Source organism: Runella sp. R0.1_18, from assembly GCF_057652155.1.
The window spans coordinates 57,149-75,993 of record NZ_JBYFCK010000007.1 but is presented as its reverse complement, the minus strand read 5'-3'; the positions used below and the strand labels follow the sequence as shown (position 1 = coordinate 75,993).

18 protein-coding genes and 1 tRNA gene are annotated in these 18,845 nt (G+C 44.4%); 10 read left to right on the top strand and 9 right to left on the bottom strand.

The genetic code is table 11. The features are described from left to right. Positions 1–44 precede the first annotated feature (44 nt). On the top strand, positions 45–1,277 hold the full coding sequence (locus tag AC23P2_RS14190) for a voltage-gated chloride channel family protein (RefSeq protein ID WP_487773817.1): 1,233 nt from the start codon (positions 45–47) through the stop codon (positions 1,275–1,277). A 40-nt stretch (positions 1,278–1,317) separates the two neighbouring features. Here AC23P2_RS14190 and AC23P2_RS14185 read toward each other — a convergent pair whose 3' ends face one another. The 4 genes from AC23P2_RS14185 to AC23P2_RS14170 all read right to left on the bottom strand — a co-directional run bounded on the left by AC23P2_RS14185 (position 1,318) and on the right by AC23P2_RS14170 (position 6,543). Then, positions 1,318–2,199, bottom strand: a complete 882-nt coding sequence (locus AC23P2_RS14185; protein ID WP_487773816.1) for a DUF4249 family protein — start codon at positions 2,197–2,199, stop codon at positions 1,318–1,320. Between the two features lie 49 nt (positions 2,200–2,248). Beyond that, the gene (locus AC23P2_RS14180; protein ID WP_487773815.1) at positions 2,249–4,999 is read right to left on the bottom strand and encodes a carboxypeptidase-like regulatory domain-containing protein; all 2,751 of its coding nucleotides are present in this window, start codon (positions 4,997–4,999) and stop codon (positions 2,249–2,251) included. Between the two features lie 144 nt (positions 5,000–5,143). Then, positions 5,144–5,635 carry a hypothetical protein gene (locus AC23P2_RS14175; protein WP_487773814.1) on the bottom strand — a complete coding sequence of 164 codons (492 nt, stop codon included), beginning with the start codon at positions 5,633–5,635 and terminating at the stop codon, positions 5,144–5,146. A gap of 257 nt (positions 5,636–5,892) precedes the next feature. After that, positions 5,893–6,543 carry a hypothetical protein gene (locus AC23P2_RS14170; protein WP_487773813.1) on the bottom strand — a complete coding sequence of 217 codons (651 nt, stop codon included), beginning with the start codon at positions 6,541–6,543 and terminating at the stop codon, positions 5,893–5,895. A 215-nt stretch (positions 6,544–6,758) separates the two neighbouring features. On the opposite strand from AC23P2_RS14170, the gene AC23P2_RS14165 reads away from it, so the two are divergent. The 3 genes from AC23P2_RS14165 (at position 6,759) to AC23P2_RS14155 (ending at position 10,004) form a co-directional block, all read left to right on the top strand. Beyond that, on the top strand, positions 6,759–7,355 hold the full coding sequence (locus AC23P2_RS14165; RefSeq protein ID WP_487773812.1) for an RNA polymerase sigma factor: 597 nt from the start codon (positions 6,759–6,761) through the stop codon (positions 7,353–7,355). A gap of 80 nt (positions 7,356–7,435) precedes the next feature. After that, entirely contained in the window at positions 7,436–9,094 is a 1,659-nt protein-coding gene (locus tag AC23P2_RS14160; RefSeq protein WP_487773811.1) for a hypothetical protein, read from the top strand. A 118-nt stretch (positions 9,095–9,212) separates the two neighbouring features. Further along, positions 9,213–10,004 (top strand): Rossmann-like and DUF2520 domain-containing protein, encoded by a 792-nt coding sequence (locus AC23P2_RS14155; protein WP_487773810.1) that lies wholly within the window; start codon positions 9,213–9,215, stop codon positions 10,002–10,004. Positions 10,005–10,126: 122 nt separating this feature from the next. On the opposite strand, the gene AC23P2_RS14150 is transcribed toward AC23P2_RS14155, so the two are convergent. Then, the gene (locus tag AC23P2_RS14150) at positions 10,127–10,651 is read right to left on the bottom strand and encodes a CvpA family protein (RefSeq protein WP_028527070.1); all 525 of its coding nucleotides are present in this window, start codon (positions 10,649–10,651) and stop codon (positions 10,127–10,129) included. After that, positions 10,648–11,100: a GatB/YqeY domain-containing protein gene (locus tag AC23P2_RS14145; RefSeq protein WP_487773809.1), complete on the bottom strand. Its 453-nt coding sequence runs from the start codon at positions 11,098–11,100 to the stop codon at positions 10,648–10,650. Before AC23P2_RS14145 ends, AC23P2_RS14150 begins: the two co-directional genes overlap by 4 nt. 103 nt (positions 11,101–11,203) lie before the next feature. Between AC23P2_RS14145 and AC23P2_RS14140 the strand changes: the two genes are divergently transcribed. The 3 genes from AC23P2_RS14140 (at position 11,204) to AC23P2_RS14130 (ending at position 13,033) form a co-directional block, all read left to right on the top strand. Further along, positions 11,204–11,279 (top strand) — tRNA-His (locus AC23P2_RS14140). A gap of 90 nt (positions 11,280–11,369) precedes the next feature. Then, positions 11,370–12,041: a carotenoid biosynthesis protein gene (locus tag AC23P2_RS14135; RefSeq protein WP_487773808.1), complete on the top strand. Its 672-nt coding sequence runs from the start codon at positions 11,370–11,372 to the stop codon at positions 12,039–12,041. Between the two features lie 119 nt (positions 12,042–12,160). Next, positions 12,161–13,033, top strand: a complete 873-nt coding sequence (locus AC23P2_RS14130; RefSeq protein WP_487773807.1) for a MerR family transcriptional regulator — start codon at positions 12,161–12,163, stop codon at positions 13,031–13,033. A 108-nt stretch (positions 13,034–13,141) separates the two neighbouring features. Here AC23P2_RS14130 and rfaD read toward each other — a convergent pair whose 3' ends face one another. Further along, the gene (rfaD, locus tag AC23P2_RS14125) at positions 13,142–14,107 is read right to left on the bottom strand and encodes an ADP-glyceromanno-heptose 6-epimerase (protein ID WP_183971822.1); all 966 of its coding nucleotides are present in this window, start codon (positions 14,105–14,107) and stop codon (positions 13,142–13,144) included. Between the two features lie 292 nt (positions 14,108–14,399). Between rfaD and AC23P2_RS14120 the strand changes: the two genes are divergently transcribed. The 3 genes from AC23P2_RS14120 to lpxB are packed head-to-tail and all read left to right on the top strand — an operon-like array spanning position 14,400 to position 17,719. After that, positions 14,400–14,819, top strand: a complete 420-nt coding sequence (locus AC23P2_RS14120) for a 6-pyruvoyl trahydropterin synthase family protein (protein WP_028527066.1) — start codon at positions 14,400–14,402, stop codon at positions 14,817–14,819. A 44-nt stretch (positions 14,820–14,863) separates the two neighbouring features. Further along, a complete protein-coding gene (locus tag AC23P2_RS14115; RefSeq protein WP_487773806.1) occupies positions 14,864–16,594 on the top strand; it encodes a hypothetical protein in 1,731 nt (576 codons plus the stop codon). A gap of 6 nt (positions 16,595–16,600) precedes the next feature. After that, positions 16,601–17,719, top strand: coding sequence for a lipid-A-disaccharide synthase (lpxB, locus tag AC23P2_RS14110; RefSeq protein ID WP_487773805.1), 1,119 nt, complete (start codon positions 16,601–16,603; stop codon positions 17,717–17,719). Here lpxB and AC23P2_RS14105 read toward each other — a convergent pair. Further along, the gene (locus AC23P2_RS14105; protein ID WP_487773804.1) at positions 17,716–18,258 is read right to left on the bottom strand and encodes a DinB family protein; all 543 of its coding nucleotides are present in this window, start codon (positions 18,256–18,258) and stop codon (positions 17,716–17,718) included. The two genes, lpxB and AC23P2_RS14105, sit on opposite strands and share 4 nt — an antisense overlap. Before the next feature lie 4 nt (positions 18,259–18,262). Further along, positions 18,263–18,808, bottom strand: a complete 546-nt coding sequence (locus AC23P2_RS14100; RefSeq protein WP_487773803.1) for a hypothetical protein — start codon at positions 18,806–18,808, stop codon at positions 18,263–18,265. Positions 18,809–18,845 lie beyond the last annotated feature (37 nt).

Here is an 18,845-nt window from a genome sequence, read left to right as displayed (position 1 = left end):
ATAATTCGCTTTTTCGTACTTTTCGGGGCAAAATAACCCATCGAATGATGAAAAATAACAAATCCGTCATCTTCCCCAGCGCTACTTTTCTTTTTGTGTTCAAATGGTTGATAATGGCACTTATCGTGGGAGTTTTGGCGGGTTCGGCTTCGGCTTTTTTTTTGGTATCACTCAATTGGGTCACCAACTGGCGAGAAACGCATCCTTGGATTACCTGGTTTTTACCCGTTGGTGGGTTTATCGTCGGAGCAGCCTATTATTATTTTGGACAAGATGTAGTAAAAGGCAACAACCAACTCATCGAAGAGTTTCACAGCCCATCCCAGATTGTTCCACTCAAAATGGCTCCACTGGTGCTGTTTGGAACATTAGTCACGCACTTGTTTGGCGGCTCAGCGGGGCGCGAAGGTACGGCCGTTCAAATGGGGGGAGCTATTGCCGACCAGTTTACCAAACTCTTCCGACTTTCGGACGATGACCGCCGCATTTTACTAATCATTGGAATCAGCGCGGGATTTGCCTCAGTATTTGGGACACCACTGGCGGGCTGTGTTTTTGCGCTCGAAGTCCTGATTGTAGGTCGAATGCGCTACGAAGCGCTTTTGCCTAGCCTTCTCACGGCACTGGTCGCCGACTATACCTGCCACGCATGGCAAGTAGCTCATACACATTATAGCATCCCCAATGTACCTCATATTCACGCAGACACGCTACTCTGGGCCATTTTTGCAGGCATTTTATTTGGTCTAACGTCCCTTTCTTTTTCTAAAATCGTACACTTTTGGGGAGATTTTTTCAAACGAACCATTGCCTATCCCCCCCTTCGTCCCGTAATTGGCGGAGCGGTATTGGCGGTTTGTATTTTACTTTTGGGAACAACTCGGCACATTGGCCTGGGGATTCCGACCATCGTTGCATCTTTTACCGAACCGCTTGCACCTTACGATTTTGTACTCAAACTTTTATTGACCACTTTCACCCTCGGCGCAGGTTTTAAGGGCGGCGAAGTCACCCCCCTTTTCTTTATTGGTGCTACGTTGGGCAATGCGCTTTCGGCTTTCGTTCCGTTGCCGATGGCTCTATTGGCGGGGATGGGTTTCGTTTCTGTCTTCGCAGGCGCAACCAATACGCCCATTGCCTGTACATTGATGGGAATGGAGCTTTTTGGGGCTGAATGTGGCGTATTTATTGCCTTATCGAGTGTGGTAGCTTACCTTTTTTCGGGTCACTCAAGCATCTACAGCGCTCAAGTATTTCAAAAAGAAAAACACGATTAGTGTGAGGGAGGGTGCTCACACCCTCCTGCACGCTCCTTGGCTACAATTGATACACATTGACAATCAGCGTATCGGCATTTACACCCGTAAAGACACCAAGGCCGTTAGTAATTGCCGTTGGGGGTGTACTGATATTTTGGGTCGTTGTTCCTGTTGATTTATAGAGCGCGGCATAATCAGCATTCAACCGATACAAAACCGCGTAATGCTTGCCGAAATACTGAAATGTCTGCGGCATAATGCTACTCGAACTCGCCATCGTTGGTTCGTTGTTGAAGCGACGAGCAAACGGGCTTTGGGTAGTTTCGGCGGGTAAGATTGTGATGGGCGTGGGATTTGTTTCGGTATTGATAAAAGCCACAAAGTGATAATCGCTGGTCGGGTTGTCCCAAGTTGCCTCAATTGGGCTTCGGTCTTCCCCCGAGGGCGGACGAAAACCACCCGTCGTGCCACTACTAAGGTCGATTTGGGTTCGATAAATTACGTTTCGGTTCAAGGCAAAACCCGTGGGGCGTTTCGGAATGCTGGTAATTGCTGATACGGGCAGCCCTTTATAATCAAAATCTAGGGTGTAAGTCAACCCAAAAGCCACCAATTCCGTCGCAGCCGATTCGTACATTCCTTCGCTGACTTCTTTTAAGGTGAAAACTTTCCCATCGCTTACGTGGATTTTAATCGTTTGCCCCGTTATAGGTCTTGAAACCGAATCAGCATCGTCGTCCGAAGCAGCGTAAGAAGTCACCGTTGTCAATTTTAAACTTACAGGTTTTCCTGGCGCCAGAAAAGCTTCTACTACCGGCTTTTGGTTAGAAAAAACCACCTGATTCGTGTCCGTACAAGACGCCAAGCCCAATACTCCTAAGAGCAGACCCATCAGCGTCATTTGTTGAAATTTTTTGGAAAAAGTTGCTATATAGTTCATCGAAAAATTCATGTTGAGGTTTACAAAAAACACAGTCTCATCTCCCCTTCTAGCGGAGTTTCCACGAGAAAGTGACGTTTGGTGTGAATCCCAAATAATTGACATTAGTGGTTTGAAGCACACTTTCGCCGTTTTCGGTAATGACTTCAAAACGTTTGTACCACACATTTTTGCGGTTATATAAATTGAACACCGAAAGCCCGATGCTTCCCCAACGCGCATTGTAGGTTGCCGAAATATCGAGGCGATTGTAAGACGAGAAACGAGTCGCGTTTTTATCCGACGGCATTGTAAAACTGCGTATCGAACCATCCAACAACTTAACTTGGTAAGCCCCCACAATCGAAGTATAAGGACGCCCTGTCGAGAATATTTGAGTCAGGGAGAAGTCGATGTTTTTCCAACGATACGCCCCAATAAACTTAAACTGATGGCGCACGTCTTGGTCAGAATGATAAGGTAAATCTGAAAATGCCGACACGTTTCGAAGCGCTTCCGACAGCGTATAACCTATCCAGCCGTTAAAATCTCCGAACTTGCGTTGCACCAACACATCCACGCCGCGTACCACTTCATTGCCGTTAAAAAACGTTTCCTGAACGCTCAACCCTTGGCGGATTTGGGGCACAAAACGCAATGTATATTCGGTGATGCCTGTGTTGTTTTTTTGGTAAAACTCCACGTCCACCAAATACTGCTTATATTCATAACTCCCCCCCACAATAAGGTGGTCCGACTGCGTGATAGGGAGCGTTCCACCATTGGCCAACAACCAATAACTACGGTTACCTTGGGTCAAATCTTCACGGTTGATTTGTTTGGCAAACTGAAAATAACGCCCCGTCGCCATTTTGAGCTTTATTTTATCGGTCAGTGCGTACGTTGCACTCAAACGAGGCTCAAAATAGAGCTTGTTCGTCACATTAAAATGATTGATACGAAGACCTGGTTTCAACAACAACTTGGTATTAAACAAACGCATTTGGTCTTGTAAATAAAACGCCGTTATCAGTCCTTGGTCATTTTTGCTCAACACATTGACGGTGTCATTTTGGATGTATTGATAATCAATGGTATTGGCCGTTGAATGAATCCCAAACTCCAGCTGATTATGCGGCGTAAGTTTGTACTCAAAGTCTATTTTGGCCGTAAAATCCTTCAAATCATTGGTTTCGACTTGTCCGATGTTCTGTTTACGCGTAATCGCCACCGAAGTATCCGTTGCAGGAATTGTACTGACGACGGTGCGGGTATTATCTCGATTGCTGTAAAAATTAGAATAGCTTACGAGCATATTACTGTACAATTTGTCGTTCCAGCGCCGCGACCATTTAAAGCTGCTTCCCAAATTCCCCCAAGCCGAAATGTCATTGGAAGAAGTGGAAGCACCCAAGTCACCACCACGACCAAAATTAAACGACGACGCCGAGGAGTTATCCATCTTGTCCGTTCCGTTGTACAAACTCCACGTCAAAATATCTTTTTTGGAGAGGTTCCACGTCAGTTTTGCGTTTAAGTCATAGAAATACGATTGCGCCGTTTGATTTTGAAGCGCATTATTTCCAAATCGTCCTCCTGGCCCGCCTGGCGGGCGTCCAAAACCAGTCTGTGCGACCGTCGTTTGGCGTTCTGAGGTAAACGTATTGAAGATTTTTTCGTACAGTGGTCCTTTGTACGAACGCCGCCCTGCTACCAACAGCGTCATTTTTTTACTCAATGGCGTTTCGAGATAAGCATTGGCACTCAGTAGGCTCAAATCAGCACCCGCGTTGATTTTGTTTTTATTTCCTTCTTTCCCCGTGATTTCGGCCACGGCCGAAATGCGCCCCCCAAATTTGGCATCAAAACCTCCTTTGTAAAGCTGAATATCTTTCAGGGCGTTGTAGTTGAAAGCTGAGAAAAAGCCAAAAAGGTGATCGACATGATATACCGTAAAGCCATCGTACAGCACCAGTGTTTGATCGGGCGTTCCGCCGCGCACGTACAAGCCCGACGATGATTCGTTGGAAGCACTGACCCCAGGCATCAATTGAAACGCCCGAAAAGGGTCACGTTCTCCAATGTTGGGCAATTTTGCCAAGTTTTTAGGAGTCATTTTAATCATCCCCACAATCTCGTTGGCTTTCAGCACTTCTGTTTTTTCCCCCATCACCATGACCTCTTCCAGTTCTTGTTCGCCTGGCTCAATCTCAATAATGAAATTGTCGAGCGGCGTTTTGGGGGATAAAAACACCGTCGCATTTTTGTAACCCACGTAGCTCACCAACAGCGTCACAGTATCGGAAGGTACTTTAAGCAACGTAAAATACCCGTCCACGTTGGTTTGAGCCCCAATTTTTGTCCCCAGCACCGCCACCGACGCAAAAGGCATGTTTTCGGACGTTCCTTTTTCTACAATGCGCCCCACGAGCGTAAAATCCGCGCGAGTAGGTACACCACGGTAGCGCGTATCAAATTCTTTTCGGGCTTCTTTTGGAAGCTCGGGCGAGTTTTTAGGAACAATTTTAACCGTATTGGCCTCCGTAATATAAAAGGTAAGCTCTTTGGTATCTCTCAATACCCCCTTCAAACCTTCGAGAAATTTGGTATTATCAAACCAATACGATACGCGGTACTTCTTGACCAATTCTTCGTCGTAATCGACCTTGACATTGTACTTTTTCTTCAAATCAGTCAACACAAACAGCAAAGGCTTGTTGTTATAAAATTCGTCTTTGATAACAAGCTCTGCCTCCGCAGGCCCCTGCGCCCATCCAGCAAACGTCCCCAGCAAAAGAAGAACGAGTAATAATTGTTTCATAAAGTATGGATTATAGTTCAAAAAGCCGACAACGACGGCGGTAACGTCGTTCGATTAGATTATTACTTTCGAGTACGTTTCCTGCCGTCGTTGCGTGGCATTAATTTTCTATGTGTAGATGTATCGTCAAAATCTGACGACGGTTTAAACTGCTTTGGCAGCCGCGATGGTCACTGTTACTTGGGCAGAAACCCCCGTTGTGGCATCGGTATCAGTATAAGTTTCTTGAAGCTTTATGGCGCCGTTGCCAATCTGCCCAATGGTTTCCCCCACCGATAGCATATCAAATGACCCGTTGCCTAAGGCTTTGAGCTCGATGGAATCGTAGGTCTCGGTATAAGATTGCATGGTACCTGTGCTATCGCGTTGCGAAATTTTTAATACAATAGTGACGATGTTGGCCGATTTTTTGGCCACTGACATCTCAATCGTTATGTTTTCTTTGATGCTTGTATTGGTTAAGTCAATGCTCTGGGCTACGCCATTGATTGACTCAGTGTAGGTAGTCCCGTTGTACGACCCAATCACTTGGTCGGCGGGCTCAGGTTCAACGGTTGTTTTAGAACAACTGAACAACATAGCAGCACTCAATAGCGCCAAAATGCTTCCTAAGAAGAGGTTTGAGATTCTTTTCATAAACTTCAGGTGTGTGTAATAGGTATGTACTTCTAACTAGGTACTATTAAGAAAAACAGAGGCTGTCCAAAAAGTAACAGGTCACAAAATATTCTTTGGATTCAACCTCATCCCAACCCTTCTCCTTCCAGGAGAAGGGCTTTTAAAGTCCCCATCTCCAGAAAGGAGAGGGGGATTTAGGGGGTGAGGTTGAACAGACGCCGAAGATAATTTGGTGATACCAAACTTTTTGGACAACCTCTTGCAAAAGAGCTAAACTAGCGGCCTTTTTTTCCTTTTTTACCGCGTTGTGGGTGCGCTGGCGGAGTTGTTTCTTGCGTAAACGCACCTGCTGCCGTAAACTGTACTACTTTACGAGACGCTTTTTTCTCTTCGTCGGTGCCCGATGTAAGTTCAACCACAACAAAGAAATCCCCTGCGTCATTTGTTCCTGCTTTCACGGCCGTATAAGTGGCGTAGTTCGACGTGATGTAGGTCGTAATAGCCGCTGGAAGACTAGCAATTTCTACACTTGTCAACTTTGCTTTTTTACCATACTTTTCAAGCACTTTGTTGAAAGTACCATCTGCGTTAAAAAGTACGCCAGTGTGCGTTCCGTCAGCGAGTTTCAGCCCTACCACAATTTGTCCTGCTGCGTCTTTTCCTGCAAACTGGATTTCAGCTCCCGCGTAGTTTGTGGTAATGTAAGAACTCACGGCTGCTGGCAAATCTGCTTCTTCGATTTCGGTTAGTTTGCCTTTACACTTTTGTTTGGTTACGGTGTCAGTCGTGGCCGCAGCGCGAGCTGCCGAAAGCTGCACTACTTCTGTCAAATCTTCCGTTGTCGAATTGGCATTAATGTCTTCACGGTTGCAGCTCACCAAAAATAGTCCTACTAACGCGAACACAAAAAACAAGGTCTTTTTCATGGTTTGTTTTTGTTAAGTTGAAAAATTGATAATTGGAAATTGATTTCAGTAGCCATTACGTAGGGTTTTTGCAGGGCGTGGCAAAAAAGTTTTAAATTTTTTTAAGAAAAAAAAAGTGTAATTTGTTGCAACACTAGGCCCCATAATAGCGTACAGGCGTGTATGTATCAGGCAGATATTGAAGCCGCTAACAACCATCCAAATCCGTTACTACCTTGTTTTTTCGAAAAAAAATCAACTTTACCGAAGATGACCTAGAAGAAGTCATCCAAGCGTGTCGGAGCAACGATAGCCGCGCGCAGAGGGTACTTTTTCAGCAATTTTTCGGTTATGCCAAGGGAATCAGCTTGCGGTATTCGTCGTCGATGGAAGAAGCCGAAGAAATTTTGAACGAAAGTTTCTTAAAAGTCTTCCAGCACATCGACCGCTACGACCTCACCCAGCCTTTCAAGGCTTGGTTGCGGACGATTGTGGTCAACACTGCGATTAGCTATTACCGAAAGCATCAAAAATTTCATGGCGAGATTGGGCTTGACAATATTCATGAGCCTTCGCACGATGAATCGGTCATTGACCAAATATCTGCCGAGGAGATTTTGGCTTTGGTGCAACAGTTGAAACCGATTTATCGTACTGTCTTTACGATGCACGTGGTGGACGGCTACCAGCTTCGTGAGATTGCAGATGTGCTCAATTTTAATGAAGCCACCGTACGCTCCCATTTTTCACGAGCCCGTACCCGTTTGCAAGAGTTAATCAAGCAATCGTACCCGCTTTTTAGCGAGGGGAAAGTAGAACAGAAGTTTAAGTGAGTACCCCAAATTACTGAATTAAACGGCGATTTTCAGCCCAAAAACAATAAACTAAGTGTGAAAACACGCTACCAACAACAATGAAACCCGATAAATTTGACGAAGCTATACGCCAAAAGTTGGAAGGGATTCAGCCCAGTTTTCAAGAAGACGACTGGTCGAAGTTTGCCGCTTACCAAGCAGCCCATACTTCACAGCCCTTTTTCCAACGCTTTAGTGCGCGCACTGCATGGTACACTGCTGCTAGTGTAGCGGCTGCCATGATGGTATTTGCCAATGTCTATCAGTATCGAACCAATAAAAAACTGGACCAAGAAGTAGTCGAGCTTAAAGCAAATATTGCCAAGCAAAAAGACGCTCCCGTTCGAGTGACTACCCGCGTAGATACTGTTTATATTACCAAATACATCGAAGTAAAATCTTCTAAACTCAATACCTATGATTCATCTGTACCTTCTTTAAATGACGAAAGCCCCGAAGAAACAATAGGCCAAGAGCCCGCCGTGGCCGAACGCCTCAAAAATGTTGGCAAGATTATTCGTCAAAGTCCTAACGAACGTATCAGCAGCGCATTTGAACATACACCTAAAGAGAAAGAGGTAGAAGCTACCAAAGACGAGTCAAATGAAGTTGAGAGCAATGCTATCGACAAAAATGTGGTTGAGAAAGGAGTTGTTCTCCAACAAGAAAATGGTTCAAAACCAGCTCCCAAAACAGCTCGCTCTGACCGTGAAAGCGTAGTGTTAAAAAATAATGTGCAAGACAACAAGCACCATCGAGTTGCTTCTAGTGGGGCTGGCTCGTCAAAAAGCAGTTCATTGGTGTCTCCAAAAGGAACATCAAAAATCAACTCGAAACCAGGCACTTACGAAACAACCAGAGCACTTAATGCAGAAACTCAAACAATGGCAACCGAAGGGGCTATTTCAGAGCGTGCGTCTGATGCCATAGCCTTGCTAGAACCCCATACCGAAATCGAAGCATTAGCGGGTATCCTTCCCGCAGAAGCCAAAGTAGAGCGGTATGCCTATACGAAGTTGTCGAACCCTCCCAATACCACTACTTCTACTGCAACAGCCACCACAACGGCATCGGCGGCAGCTCCTCCCCCTTCCATTTCGTTTAAAGGCATGAAGTTTAGGATGGGAGCAGGCTTAAATATTAGCAATGGCTCAACCACCTATACGGCCAACACAAGCTTGCTTTTGGGCAAGTTTTGGAGTATAAACGTGGGCCTAGCGCGTGCTTTTATCATAGGGCCCCAATACTTTACTGAAGATATTTTTAAGGAAAAAACGAAAAGCGATTTTAAAGATTGGAACAAAAAAGGATCCATTCAATCGCCAATGGCTCCACCTCAAGCGTTCAATATCGCCACCAGTGCCACTTTATGGCAGCTACCCGTGAGTTTGACGTATCGTTGGCCAATGAATGACGGATTTGCCTTCTTATTATCAGGAGGTACCAATCTCAATTTATCGGCTCGTCAGTCATTTAGCTTTTACACCCGCGAACGTAACGGAGAAATGACCCAAAAACGGGCAGATTTTGTGCTTAAACCTACGCTGTCAAACGACCTTATTGCGGCAGCTGGTGTCGAAAAGCAATGGAGACACCTTGTCGTCCAAGCTGAAACTTACATTGCTCCTTATTTACAAAAACCGTCGTACCTCACCGAAAACCGCAATTTAGGTATTCGATTTAAGGTCATGTATCAGTTTGGGAAAAAAGCCCTCTAGGCCACCAAAGCGATTTTTTATTACCAAACGTTCAACTAGCCCGCTTACATCGCCCGTCGTGCTCACCAGCCGACGGGTTATTTTTTTATATTTGACCCTCAATCTGACTTGTTCAACTATGCGCATTTCTTTTGTAGGAGCAGGAAACGTGGCTTGGCACCTAGCCCAAGCCCTCGAAAACGCAGGCCACCATATTGTCGAAATATACAGTCGCGATGCCCGAAACGCCCGTCGGCTTGTCAATAAACTATACGATACCCACATCGCCCCCGACCTTGACTTTGCCGAAAGCACTGCCGAATTGCTCATTTTGGCCGTTGCCGACGATGCACTCACTGATGTGGTATCGCAGTTAGTGCTTCCCGAAAACTGTACGGTGGTTCACACTTCAGGTACCAAATCATTGGCAGAATTTCAGCAGCTTATTGACATTTATAGCGACATTCCTGCCCAAACGGGCGTTTTGTACCCGCTCCAAACGTTCAGCAAAGACATCGAACTATCGCTAGTTGATGTACCATTTTGCATCGAATCGTCAGACCCCGTTACTGAAAAAATGCTGATTCAATTAGCCCAAGGCATCAGCAACGTTGTTTATCTTATGACCTCCGAAGAACGGCGATTAATGCACATTGGGGCGGTTTTTGCCTGCAATTTCACCAATCATTTGTTGGCTATCTCCAAAAGAATTTTAGACGCCGAGCACCTTGAATTTGACTTACTCAAACCCCTCATCCGCGAAACACTCCGCAAGGCCCTCCAAAGCCCCGACCCTGCGCTCGTTCAGACGGGGCCAGCACGCCGTGGCGACCACCAAACCATCGAAACGCACCTCGACTACCTCGAACGCTATCCCGCGTGGCAAGGCATTTATGAGGTCTTGTCCGAAAGTATTCAGAGAATGCGGTAAAAAGAATGTCGAGGGTCGAATTCACAGTGTCGAGGGTAGAATGCAGAATGTCGAATCGGAATGCCATATTCTGCACTCGACACTAAAACTCGACATTCTGCACTCGAAATTCGACATTCTCTCTACTCTCCTCTTCCCCACTCACGAATGAGGTTGCCACCTACGGGTATCCAATCAGAGATAACACTGATAATTTTGGGAGCAATGGGGACGGTATATTCGTATAAAAAACTTTCGTTGCGGTATTTGGGCGGCATTGCTACCCCAATCGTACTAAGCAACCAAAAGAAAACACTGATACCAAACACCCAAGTAAATATACCAACAGCAGCCCCTGCTAGGTTGTCGAGCGTGCCTAAGATGGTATAACGAAGCATGGAGCGTAAAGAATACCCAATGCGGTTGACCATGAAGATGGTCGGGAAGAAAATGACTGAAAAGCCAATAAATGGCAAAAACTTACGCGTAAGCTCTACCGTCAGATAAGGTGCCAGCAAATCGGTACCAAAACGAAGAAATTTAAAACCCACAATCATGGCTATCACAAAGGCTGCTACACCGACAACTTCGACGAGTAGTCCCTTGCGATAACCATTAAATGCTCCCCAAGCAAGTGGGATAATAATGAGCAAATCTAGGGTGTTCATCCCACGAGCAAGCTTTTCGCCAGTGTTTGTACCACTTTACCGTCTGTTTGGCCTGCCAATTCTTTCATCGCAACGCCCATTATTTTACCTATTTCAGCAGGCGATTTAGCCCCTACCCGCTCGATTATCTCCACGAGTTTGGCCTTTACTTCTTCCTCCGAAAGTTGTTTTGGTAAATATTTTTCAATGACCGCGATTTCGGCTACTTCCTTTTCCAACAAATCGGGACGATTTTGTTGTTCATAAATAGAGGCCGAATCACGACGTTGTTTGGCGGCTTTGGTCAACAGTTTCAGTTCATCGTCGGCGCTCAAATCTCCACTCGCTCCTTCTTTCGTTACTTCCAAGAGAATCAACGACTTAATGGCACGTAATGCGCGGAGTGTATCCTGATTTTTATCGCGCATGGCCTGCTTGATGTCCTCGTCTATGCGTTTCTTCAGCGTCATGATTTAAAATAGTTTACAAAATTATGTTGCAAATCTACGAAAAAAATGCGCGAAGACTTGGAAAATTTAAAAAGGTGTGCTTATCTTTGCACTCCCAAAACACGGAGGTTGTAGCTCAGTCGGTTAGAGCGTCGGATTGTGGTTCCGAAGGCCGTGGGTTCGAACCCCATCTTCCTCCCTAAAAAATCCCAATGCAAAGCGTTGGGATTTTTTGTATTTATCAGTTCAAAAAACCTTTTCTCCGAGTTCTTGTTAGATAAGTACTACCTATGAAAGCATTTTTCTCATCTCTACGCGCCTCGTCCACATTCGAATACGCCTGCTGGATTATACTACCTGCTATGAACCTTACTGGATTGGCAGGTTTGTTCCTTAGGGATTCCGAGGAGTTCTTCAAAGCACTCGTTCCTTTTCACTTGGTGACTTCATTGTTTATCATGATGATTTTTCACCAAGATTGGAACCGTTCTTTTGTGATTTATTGCATCGTTACCTATCTCATTGGATTTGGCGTAGAAGCACTGGGCATCCACACAGGCCTTATTTTTGGACATTATCAGTACGGTGAAACACTAGGCTGGAAAGTAATTGGTGTTCCTTTGACCATTGGTCTTAACTGGCTCGCAATTATTTATTCGGCGGGTATTCTTATGAGCGATTGGGAAGTTAGCCCTCCCCTCAGAATAATTGCTACTGCTATCTGCGTCGTTTTACTTGACTTCCTGATTGAACCCATCGCTATTACGTATGACTTTTGGAACTGGGAAAACAACACAATTCCTCTCCAAAACTACGTCGCTTGGTTCATTGTCGCAGTAGGCTTGCTTTGGTATTTTGAACGTGCTAATTTTCGCAAAGAAAATCCAGTGGCATTCATGTATGTCCTTGGTCAATGCTCGTTTTTCTTTGGGCTCAACATCCTACTTTATTTATTTAGATAGAGAGAAGTCAAAACAATTTAGAAAACAAAAAGTTACCACAATAAGAGCAGATGTATTGCCTTTACCAAAAGCCAATACAGTAAAACCCAAAAGCTTGATACATATAAAGCGAAAGCCAAATGAGTAACTATTCCATACGAGATTTAGAACAACTTTCTGGCATTAAGGCACATACAATTCGCATTTGGGAACAACGCTATAATATCATTCAACCAAAGCGTACTGACACCAATATTCGGATGTATGACGACCAAGACTTAAAATTGGTCCTAAATATTTCCTTGCTGAAAGATCACGGATATAAAATTTCGGACATTGCGAAATTTTCTTTGGACGAAATTAGCCAAGAAGTTATGGCTATTTCCGATCATAAACTGAACTATCCAGACCAAATTCACGCCCTCACAATTGCGATGATTGACTTGGACGAAGATCGTTTTGAAAAAATTATTAGCACCAATTTTCTTCAGAATGGCTTTGAAAATACCATGCTCAATATTATCTATCCTTTTTTGACCCGCATCGGTACACTATGGCTTACAGGTTCTATCGGGCCTGCACAAGAGCATTTTATGAGCAACTTGATTCGACAGAAAGTCATTGTTGCCATCGACGGCCAAGTCATAAAATATCATCCCAATTCTAAGAAATTTTTATTGTTTTTACCCGAAGGAGAATTACACGAAATCAGCTTGTTGTTTACCAGCTACGTCATTCGGGCGCATCACCATCGGGTTATTTATTTGGGACAAACACTGCCGTTTAATGAGCTCGTTTTTGCCTATGATGTTCATCAACCAGACTATGTCTTTGCAAGCATCACCTCCGTCCCTGCCCACGACGAAGTTCAGACCTATGTTAATAAACTTTGTCAGCAGTTTCCCAAAGCTCAAATATTACTTACTGGCTACCAAGTAGTTGGTCAAGACATTGAAATAGGCCCCAATTGCACTATCATCAACAAATTAGAAGACCTTGTTGAATTGCTTTAACAGCCGTTCAATCCCCATCTTTCCTCTTACAATAGCCATAAACGAGAAAACCCCGACCTGTGGTCGGGGTTTTCTCGTTAGGCAGGAGATAGACAGCCTGCCTAGTGGTTAATAATATGCTTCTTTCGACAAATAGTTTTGAACATAATCTTTCACCCCTTCTTCCAACGTATGGAAAGGTTTGGTGTAGCCAATCGAACGCAATTTGTTCATATTAGCTTGAGTAAAGTACTGGTACTTATCGCGAATGTCGGCTGGTGTATCCACAAAGTCGATGTTTGGCTCCAAGCCCATCGACGTAAATGTATTGATGGCCAAATCCTTAAACGTACGTGCCTTACCACTTCCAAGATTATAGATACCTGAGTTGCGACGGTGGTGCATCAAAAACGAACATACTTCCAGTAAGTCTTTTACGTAAACAAAATCGCGCATTTGCTCGCCATCTTTAAAATCGGGATGGTGTGAGCGGAAGAGGCGCATTTTACCCGAGGCTTTTACTTGGTTGTAGGCGTGGAATATCACCGATGCCATCCGCCCTTTATGGTATTCGTTGGGGCCATAGACGTTGAAAAATTTCAAGCCTGCCCAGAAAAAAGGTTTCTTTTCTTGTTGCAACGCCCAAATGTCAAAGTCGTTTTTGGATTCCCCGTAAGGGTTGAGCGGCTTCAACTGCGGGATTTGCGATTCGTTGTCGTCGTAGCCTAACTCACCTAAACCGTAGGTAGCCGCCGAAGACGCATACACCAACGGGATTTGATAATCGATACATTTTTGCCAAATCTGCTGTGAGTAGCGCACGTTAAGCTCCTCCAAAACATCACGGTCAAACTCCGTCGTATCTGTGCGGGCACCGATGTGGAAAATGAACTCTACTTCGTAGTAATTTTGGTCTAACCATTCAAAAAAAGCAGAGCGCTCCACTCGTTCTTGAATTTTTTTCCCTTCTAAATTTGGTGCTTTTTCAATTTTTGAGAAATCATCAACGGCGATGATAAAATTGAAATTTTCCTCGTTTAACTTGCTGATAAGACAGCTTCCGATAAAGCCTGCAGCCCCAGTGACAATGATCATAGAAATAGCTTATGATAAGGCGTTTAAATAGTGGGTAGTCAATTAGTTGGAACAGTAAAAATACTCAAAAAAACGCTACAAAGGTAGGTATTATTTCACACAAAAAATCATTGAAAATTCCATGAATAAATTTAACTTTTTAAAGAATTTTCAATGAAATCTACGATGTTTTTGGATACCGTTTTTTGGTCGTAATTTTGTCGAAACTTATTAGACAGCAAAGTGACTCCGTTTCTCTTATTTTTAATACGGCACTCTCGGCGCTGTGGACTATTGACTGTCGATTAGAATGATAGTTTACGTAACACGAAAAGAACATTTTAATGCCGCCCACCGGGTATATAACCCTAGCTGGTCGGATGAAAAAAACACCGAAGTATTTGGCATCTGTGCCAATCCAAACTTTCACGGTCACAACTTTGAGCTGATTGTCACAGTAAAAGGCCCTATCAATCCAGAAACTGGCTTTGTAGTGGATATGAAACTCCTCGGCAGGCTAATGAAAGACAGTGTGGTTGACAAAGTCGATCACCGAAATCTTAATCTTGACGTTGATTTTATGCAGGGTATCATTCCTAGCTGTGAAAATTTTGTCCTTGAAATCTGGGCTATCCTAGCAAAAGGACTAAACGAAGTGGCTCCTCACGCCAAATTGCACTACATCAAGCTCATTGAAACCCCAAAAAACTACGTAGAGTATTACGGCGAATAAGCTCGCTTTAAACGATATTCGCGTTCCAATCCCCAAAAATCATTGTGAATCAACCACGTATCGGGCTTTTTTTCTGGCTACTTGTATTCCTAATCATCGGAAGCTACCTGTGGTATATCAATTTGTACGCTGTCAATATTCCTATTACTGACGACTATGATTTGGTTCGGGTAAAATATACGCTTTTGACACAGGAATTCAGTTGGTGGCAGAAAATCAAACTGCTTTTAGAACCTGAAAATGACCACCGTATTCTTATTCCGCGCTCCATTGCGCTGACAGACTATGCCGTAGAAGGATTTATCAATTATCGAACGCTGATTGGGGTAGTCAATCTGAGTTTGTTGGGGATTTTGGGATTTTGGTTTTTGAGTTTTCTCAAACGTGGACTCAATGCTTGGTTCTTTTTACCAGTGTTGTTGTGGTACCTCACCCCCTTTGTGTTTGATGTTACGCTTTGGGGGATTAATGGGATGCAGCATACTACCCTCAACCTGCTGGTATTCGGCACCTTAGCGCTACTTTCTTATTCCACTAACCCTTGGGCTTTTGGGGCGGCTTTGGTCGTTGGGTTTGCGGCTACTTTTACCAATGGAAATGGATTCTTGGTTTTTCCTGCGGGGTTAGCGGTTTTGCTTTTGACCCAAGACTGGAAAAAAAGTGCCCTCTGGACCATCGGAATGATTGCCTCCTTATTGGCTTATTTTCTTAACTATCAAGTAGGACAAGCGACTAAGGTGGCCTTCACAGGCGAATTTGTCGGGAATCTTCTGGTAAGTTTTGCGGCGTTGTCGGGTGGCTGGATGGCGGCTTTCAAAGGCAGTAACCCTCAGTGGTTGTTGTGGGGTTCGTTTTTGGTGGGCATGTTGAGTTTGCTAGGTATCACGTTGTGGCTTGTTTATCAACTATTTATGGCACCTCAGCGCCCTCATTCGGGTCGCCCCTATCTTTGGGTAGGCGTTTTTGTGTTCTCGATTCTGACGATTGGCATCATTGCGGTATCAAGAGGCGGACGCGACGTTTATTCGGTTTTCACGAGTCGGTATAGTTTGTATCCACTTCATTTATTGACACTTACGTACCTAGCGTTGCTGAGTTGGAAGTCCATTTCTCCTTCTTGGGTGTTTCGGATAGCAGTTGTTTTTGGAGGTATTTTTATGACCATGAGTTTGTATCAATACCAAAGAGATATGGATGAACGCCGTCGTAGCCTCATTGCAGACCACTATAACTGGCGGCAGCACCGCAAACTTATCACCCACTTTCGGAGCCAATTGGCCGATTTTTTCACGCTTTCCGCCTACCAAAAAGGCATATACCGTTTTGAAAATTTTCCACTCGGTGCCGCTACCGAACAATTACTCAGTTTACCCGCCGATACTACTCAGCGCGACGCTTTGAAACTAACGCTTGCGACCACTCAAAAAAACATTGATTTTTTTGGGCATCCTCAAACAGTTGCGCAGTTTTCATTGAGTAATGCAGACGTGCTTCAACCTGAATTCGGCGAAGGTATTGGCGTGTTTTTGGTGCTAAAATCAGCAAAAAATAAAACTTATTTGCTTCCTACTTTACCCATTCAAGGTGGGAAACGCGCTTTTTTCACTTCGGCACGGGTCTATAAACCTGGTTTTGAGCTAACGGTTTACAACGAAAATTTTGCCCCTGATACTTATCGCATCGGCCTGCTAAGTCCGAAAGGAACAGGCTACGATTTGCGTTATTTAAAACAATCTATTCAGATTGATTCGCTTTCCACCAAATTGGTCAACTAGCAGCCCATGAAATATTATCTGATAGCAGGAGAGCGCTCGGGCGATTTGCACGGTAGCAACCTCATTAAGGCCATTCGCCGCCACGACTCGGAAGCCGAATGTCGCGTTTGGGGGGGAGAAATGATGCAAGAAGCAGGAGCTGAGTTGGTGACTCACTACGCCGACATGGCGTTTATGGGTTTTTGGGAGGTGGCCAAAAACCTGGGTACGATTTCGGGTTTTCTGAAAAAATGCAAAGCCGATATGCTCGCTTATCGACCCGATGTCGTGATTTTGATTGATTATGCAGGCTTCAATATGAGAATCGCTCGTTTTGCTAAAGAAAACGGCATTCGGACGTTTTACTACATTTCGCCCAAAGTGTGGGCTTGGAATCAAAAACGTGCCCTTAAGCTCAAACGCGACGTAGATCGTCTGTTTGTAATTTTTCCGTTTGAAAAAGAGTTTTTTCGTCGATACAACTACGACGTGGACTATGTAGGAAATCCGCTCTTTGATGCCATCGCCGATTTTACGCCCAATCCAACCTTTTTGGCCGAACATCAGCTTGACCCTACCCAACACATTGTGGCACTGCTCCCAGGAAGTCGAAAACAAGAAGTAGAACAAATGCTTACGTTGATGGTACAAACCAAGCCGCACTTTCCCCATGCACAATTTGTGATTGCGGCCGTTAGTAACCTTCCCCAAACGCTTTATGCGCCCTTTGTAGCACAAGGAGTACGACTCGTTACGGATTCCGCTTACGACTTACTTTCGGTCGCTACGGCCGCGCTTGTCACCTCAGGTACTGCCACACTCGAAACTGCGCTGTTTGAAGTACCCCAGGTAGTTTGTTACAAAACAGGGGGCGTCAGCTACGCCATTGCAAAGCGATTGATACGGGTTCCGTACATTTCGTTGGTCAATCTGATTGCGCAAAAGGAAGCCGTTAAAGAGCTAATTCAAAATGATTTGACCCCCAAAAACCTTACGAGCGAACTAGAAGCAATTTTACCCAACGGCCTCAAACGAACCCAACAAATCAACGACTATCGACAAGTGAAAGCCATTTTGGGAGAAAAAGGGGCTTCAGAACGGGCAGGTCAGCTCATGGTAGAATACCTTAGAAAGAAACCCATTTAGGACTGTAAAACTATTTCCTCCAATTCCTTTTGCTGCCGAAGGTGGTGGCGGCTGTGCATCTCTAGGTTGTGAAACCACTCGTGGGCATTGAGCCACGCAAAAACAGGATGGTAGCACTTGTACTCCCCCGCATCGTTGGTGACGGGCTCAATCAGCGCTTTTGCATCGCTCAAGACTTTCTTCAATTGCTCGCGGTATTCGTCTTGGGTTTTTGGAATAAGTTCTATTTTTCCAAGGCCCTCAGGCACTTTTACTTTGATGGGCGGAAAACCATTGTGTTTGAATACATTATCGCCGTAAGCATTATGTTCACCCCCAAGTTGTCCTTTGCGTTGTTCCAAACACCGAACGGTATTGGCCAAAAAAGAAAAATTAGCCGTCATCAACACGTGTTCGTACATCTGCCCAAGCGACCATACGTCTTCGGCGGGTTTGTGTAAAAATTGTTCGTTGGTATATTTATCAAGCGAGGCGATATAACGGTTGATGGTAATTTCTAATGACGAATAAATTTCCGAGGGCGTTTGTTGACTTGTCATATTATTAAGAATTAGGAATACGTATTTTTTTGAAAAGGCCGTACAGCGCAGCACATACTACTGGAACCAGCGATAACCACTTCAACAATTTAGCTATTTCGCACAATACCGCCACAATCATCGACTGCTCAGGATAACGATATAACAACATTACAATAAACACATTTTCTATAAAATCGAACAGCATTGTCACAAAAGGAAGCAAATTGACATACCGAAAAGGAGTATATGGCTTATTTCTAAACAACAGCGTGAGAATAACTGCGAATAAAAATGTATAAACAATGGGATAAATTACATCTATTGTCATTTCCCCTTGTGCGTAATAGGCGCGTCCCTGCTCCCCATACGCAGCTACCATTTCTAAGGTTTTGGAAGGATTTAACCCAAAAGTAAGGTCAATAGGCCCAATGGGTTTCCCCGCAAACTGATTGATGTTGGCTTCGGCGTTTTTTAAAATATACCCAGGGAATACAACATACGCCACCAAAAGCACAAAAAAGGTTTTAAGATTGGCAATTCTGTTTAAAAACTGGTGAAGAGTTTCCATAATAACAAAGGGGTTTAGGAATAGACATGGTATCAAA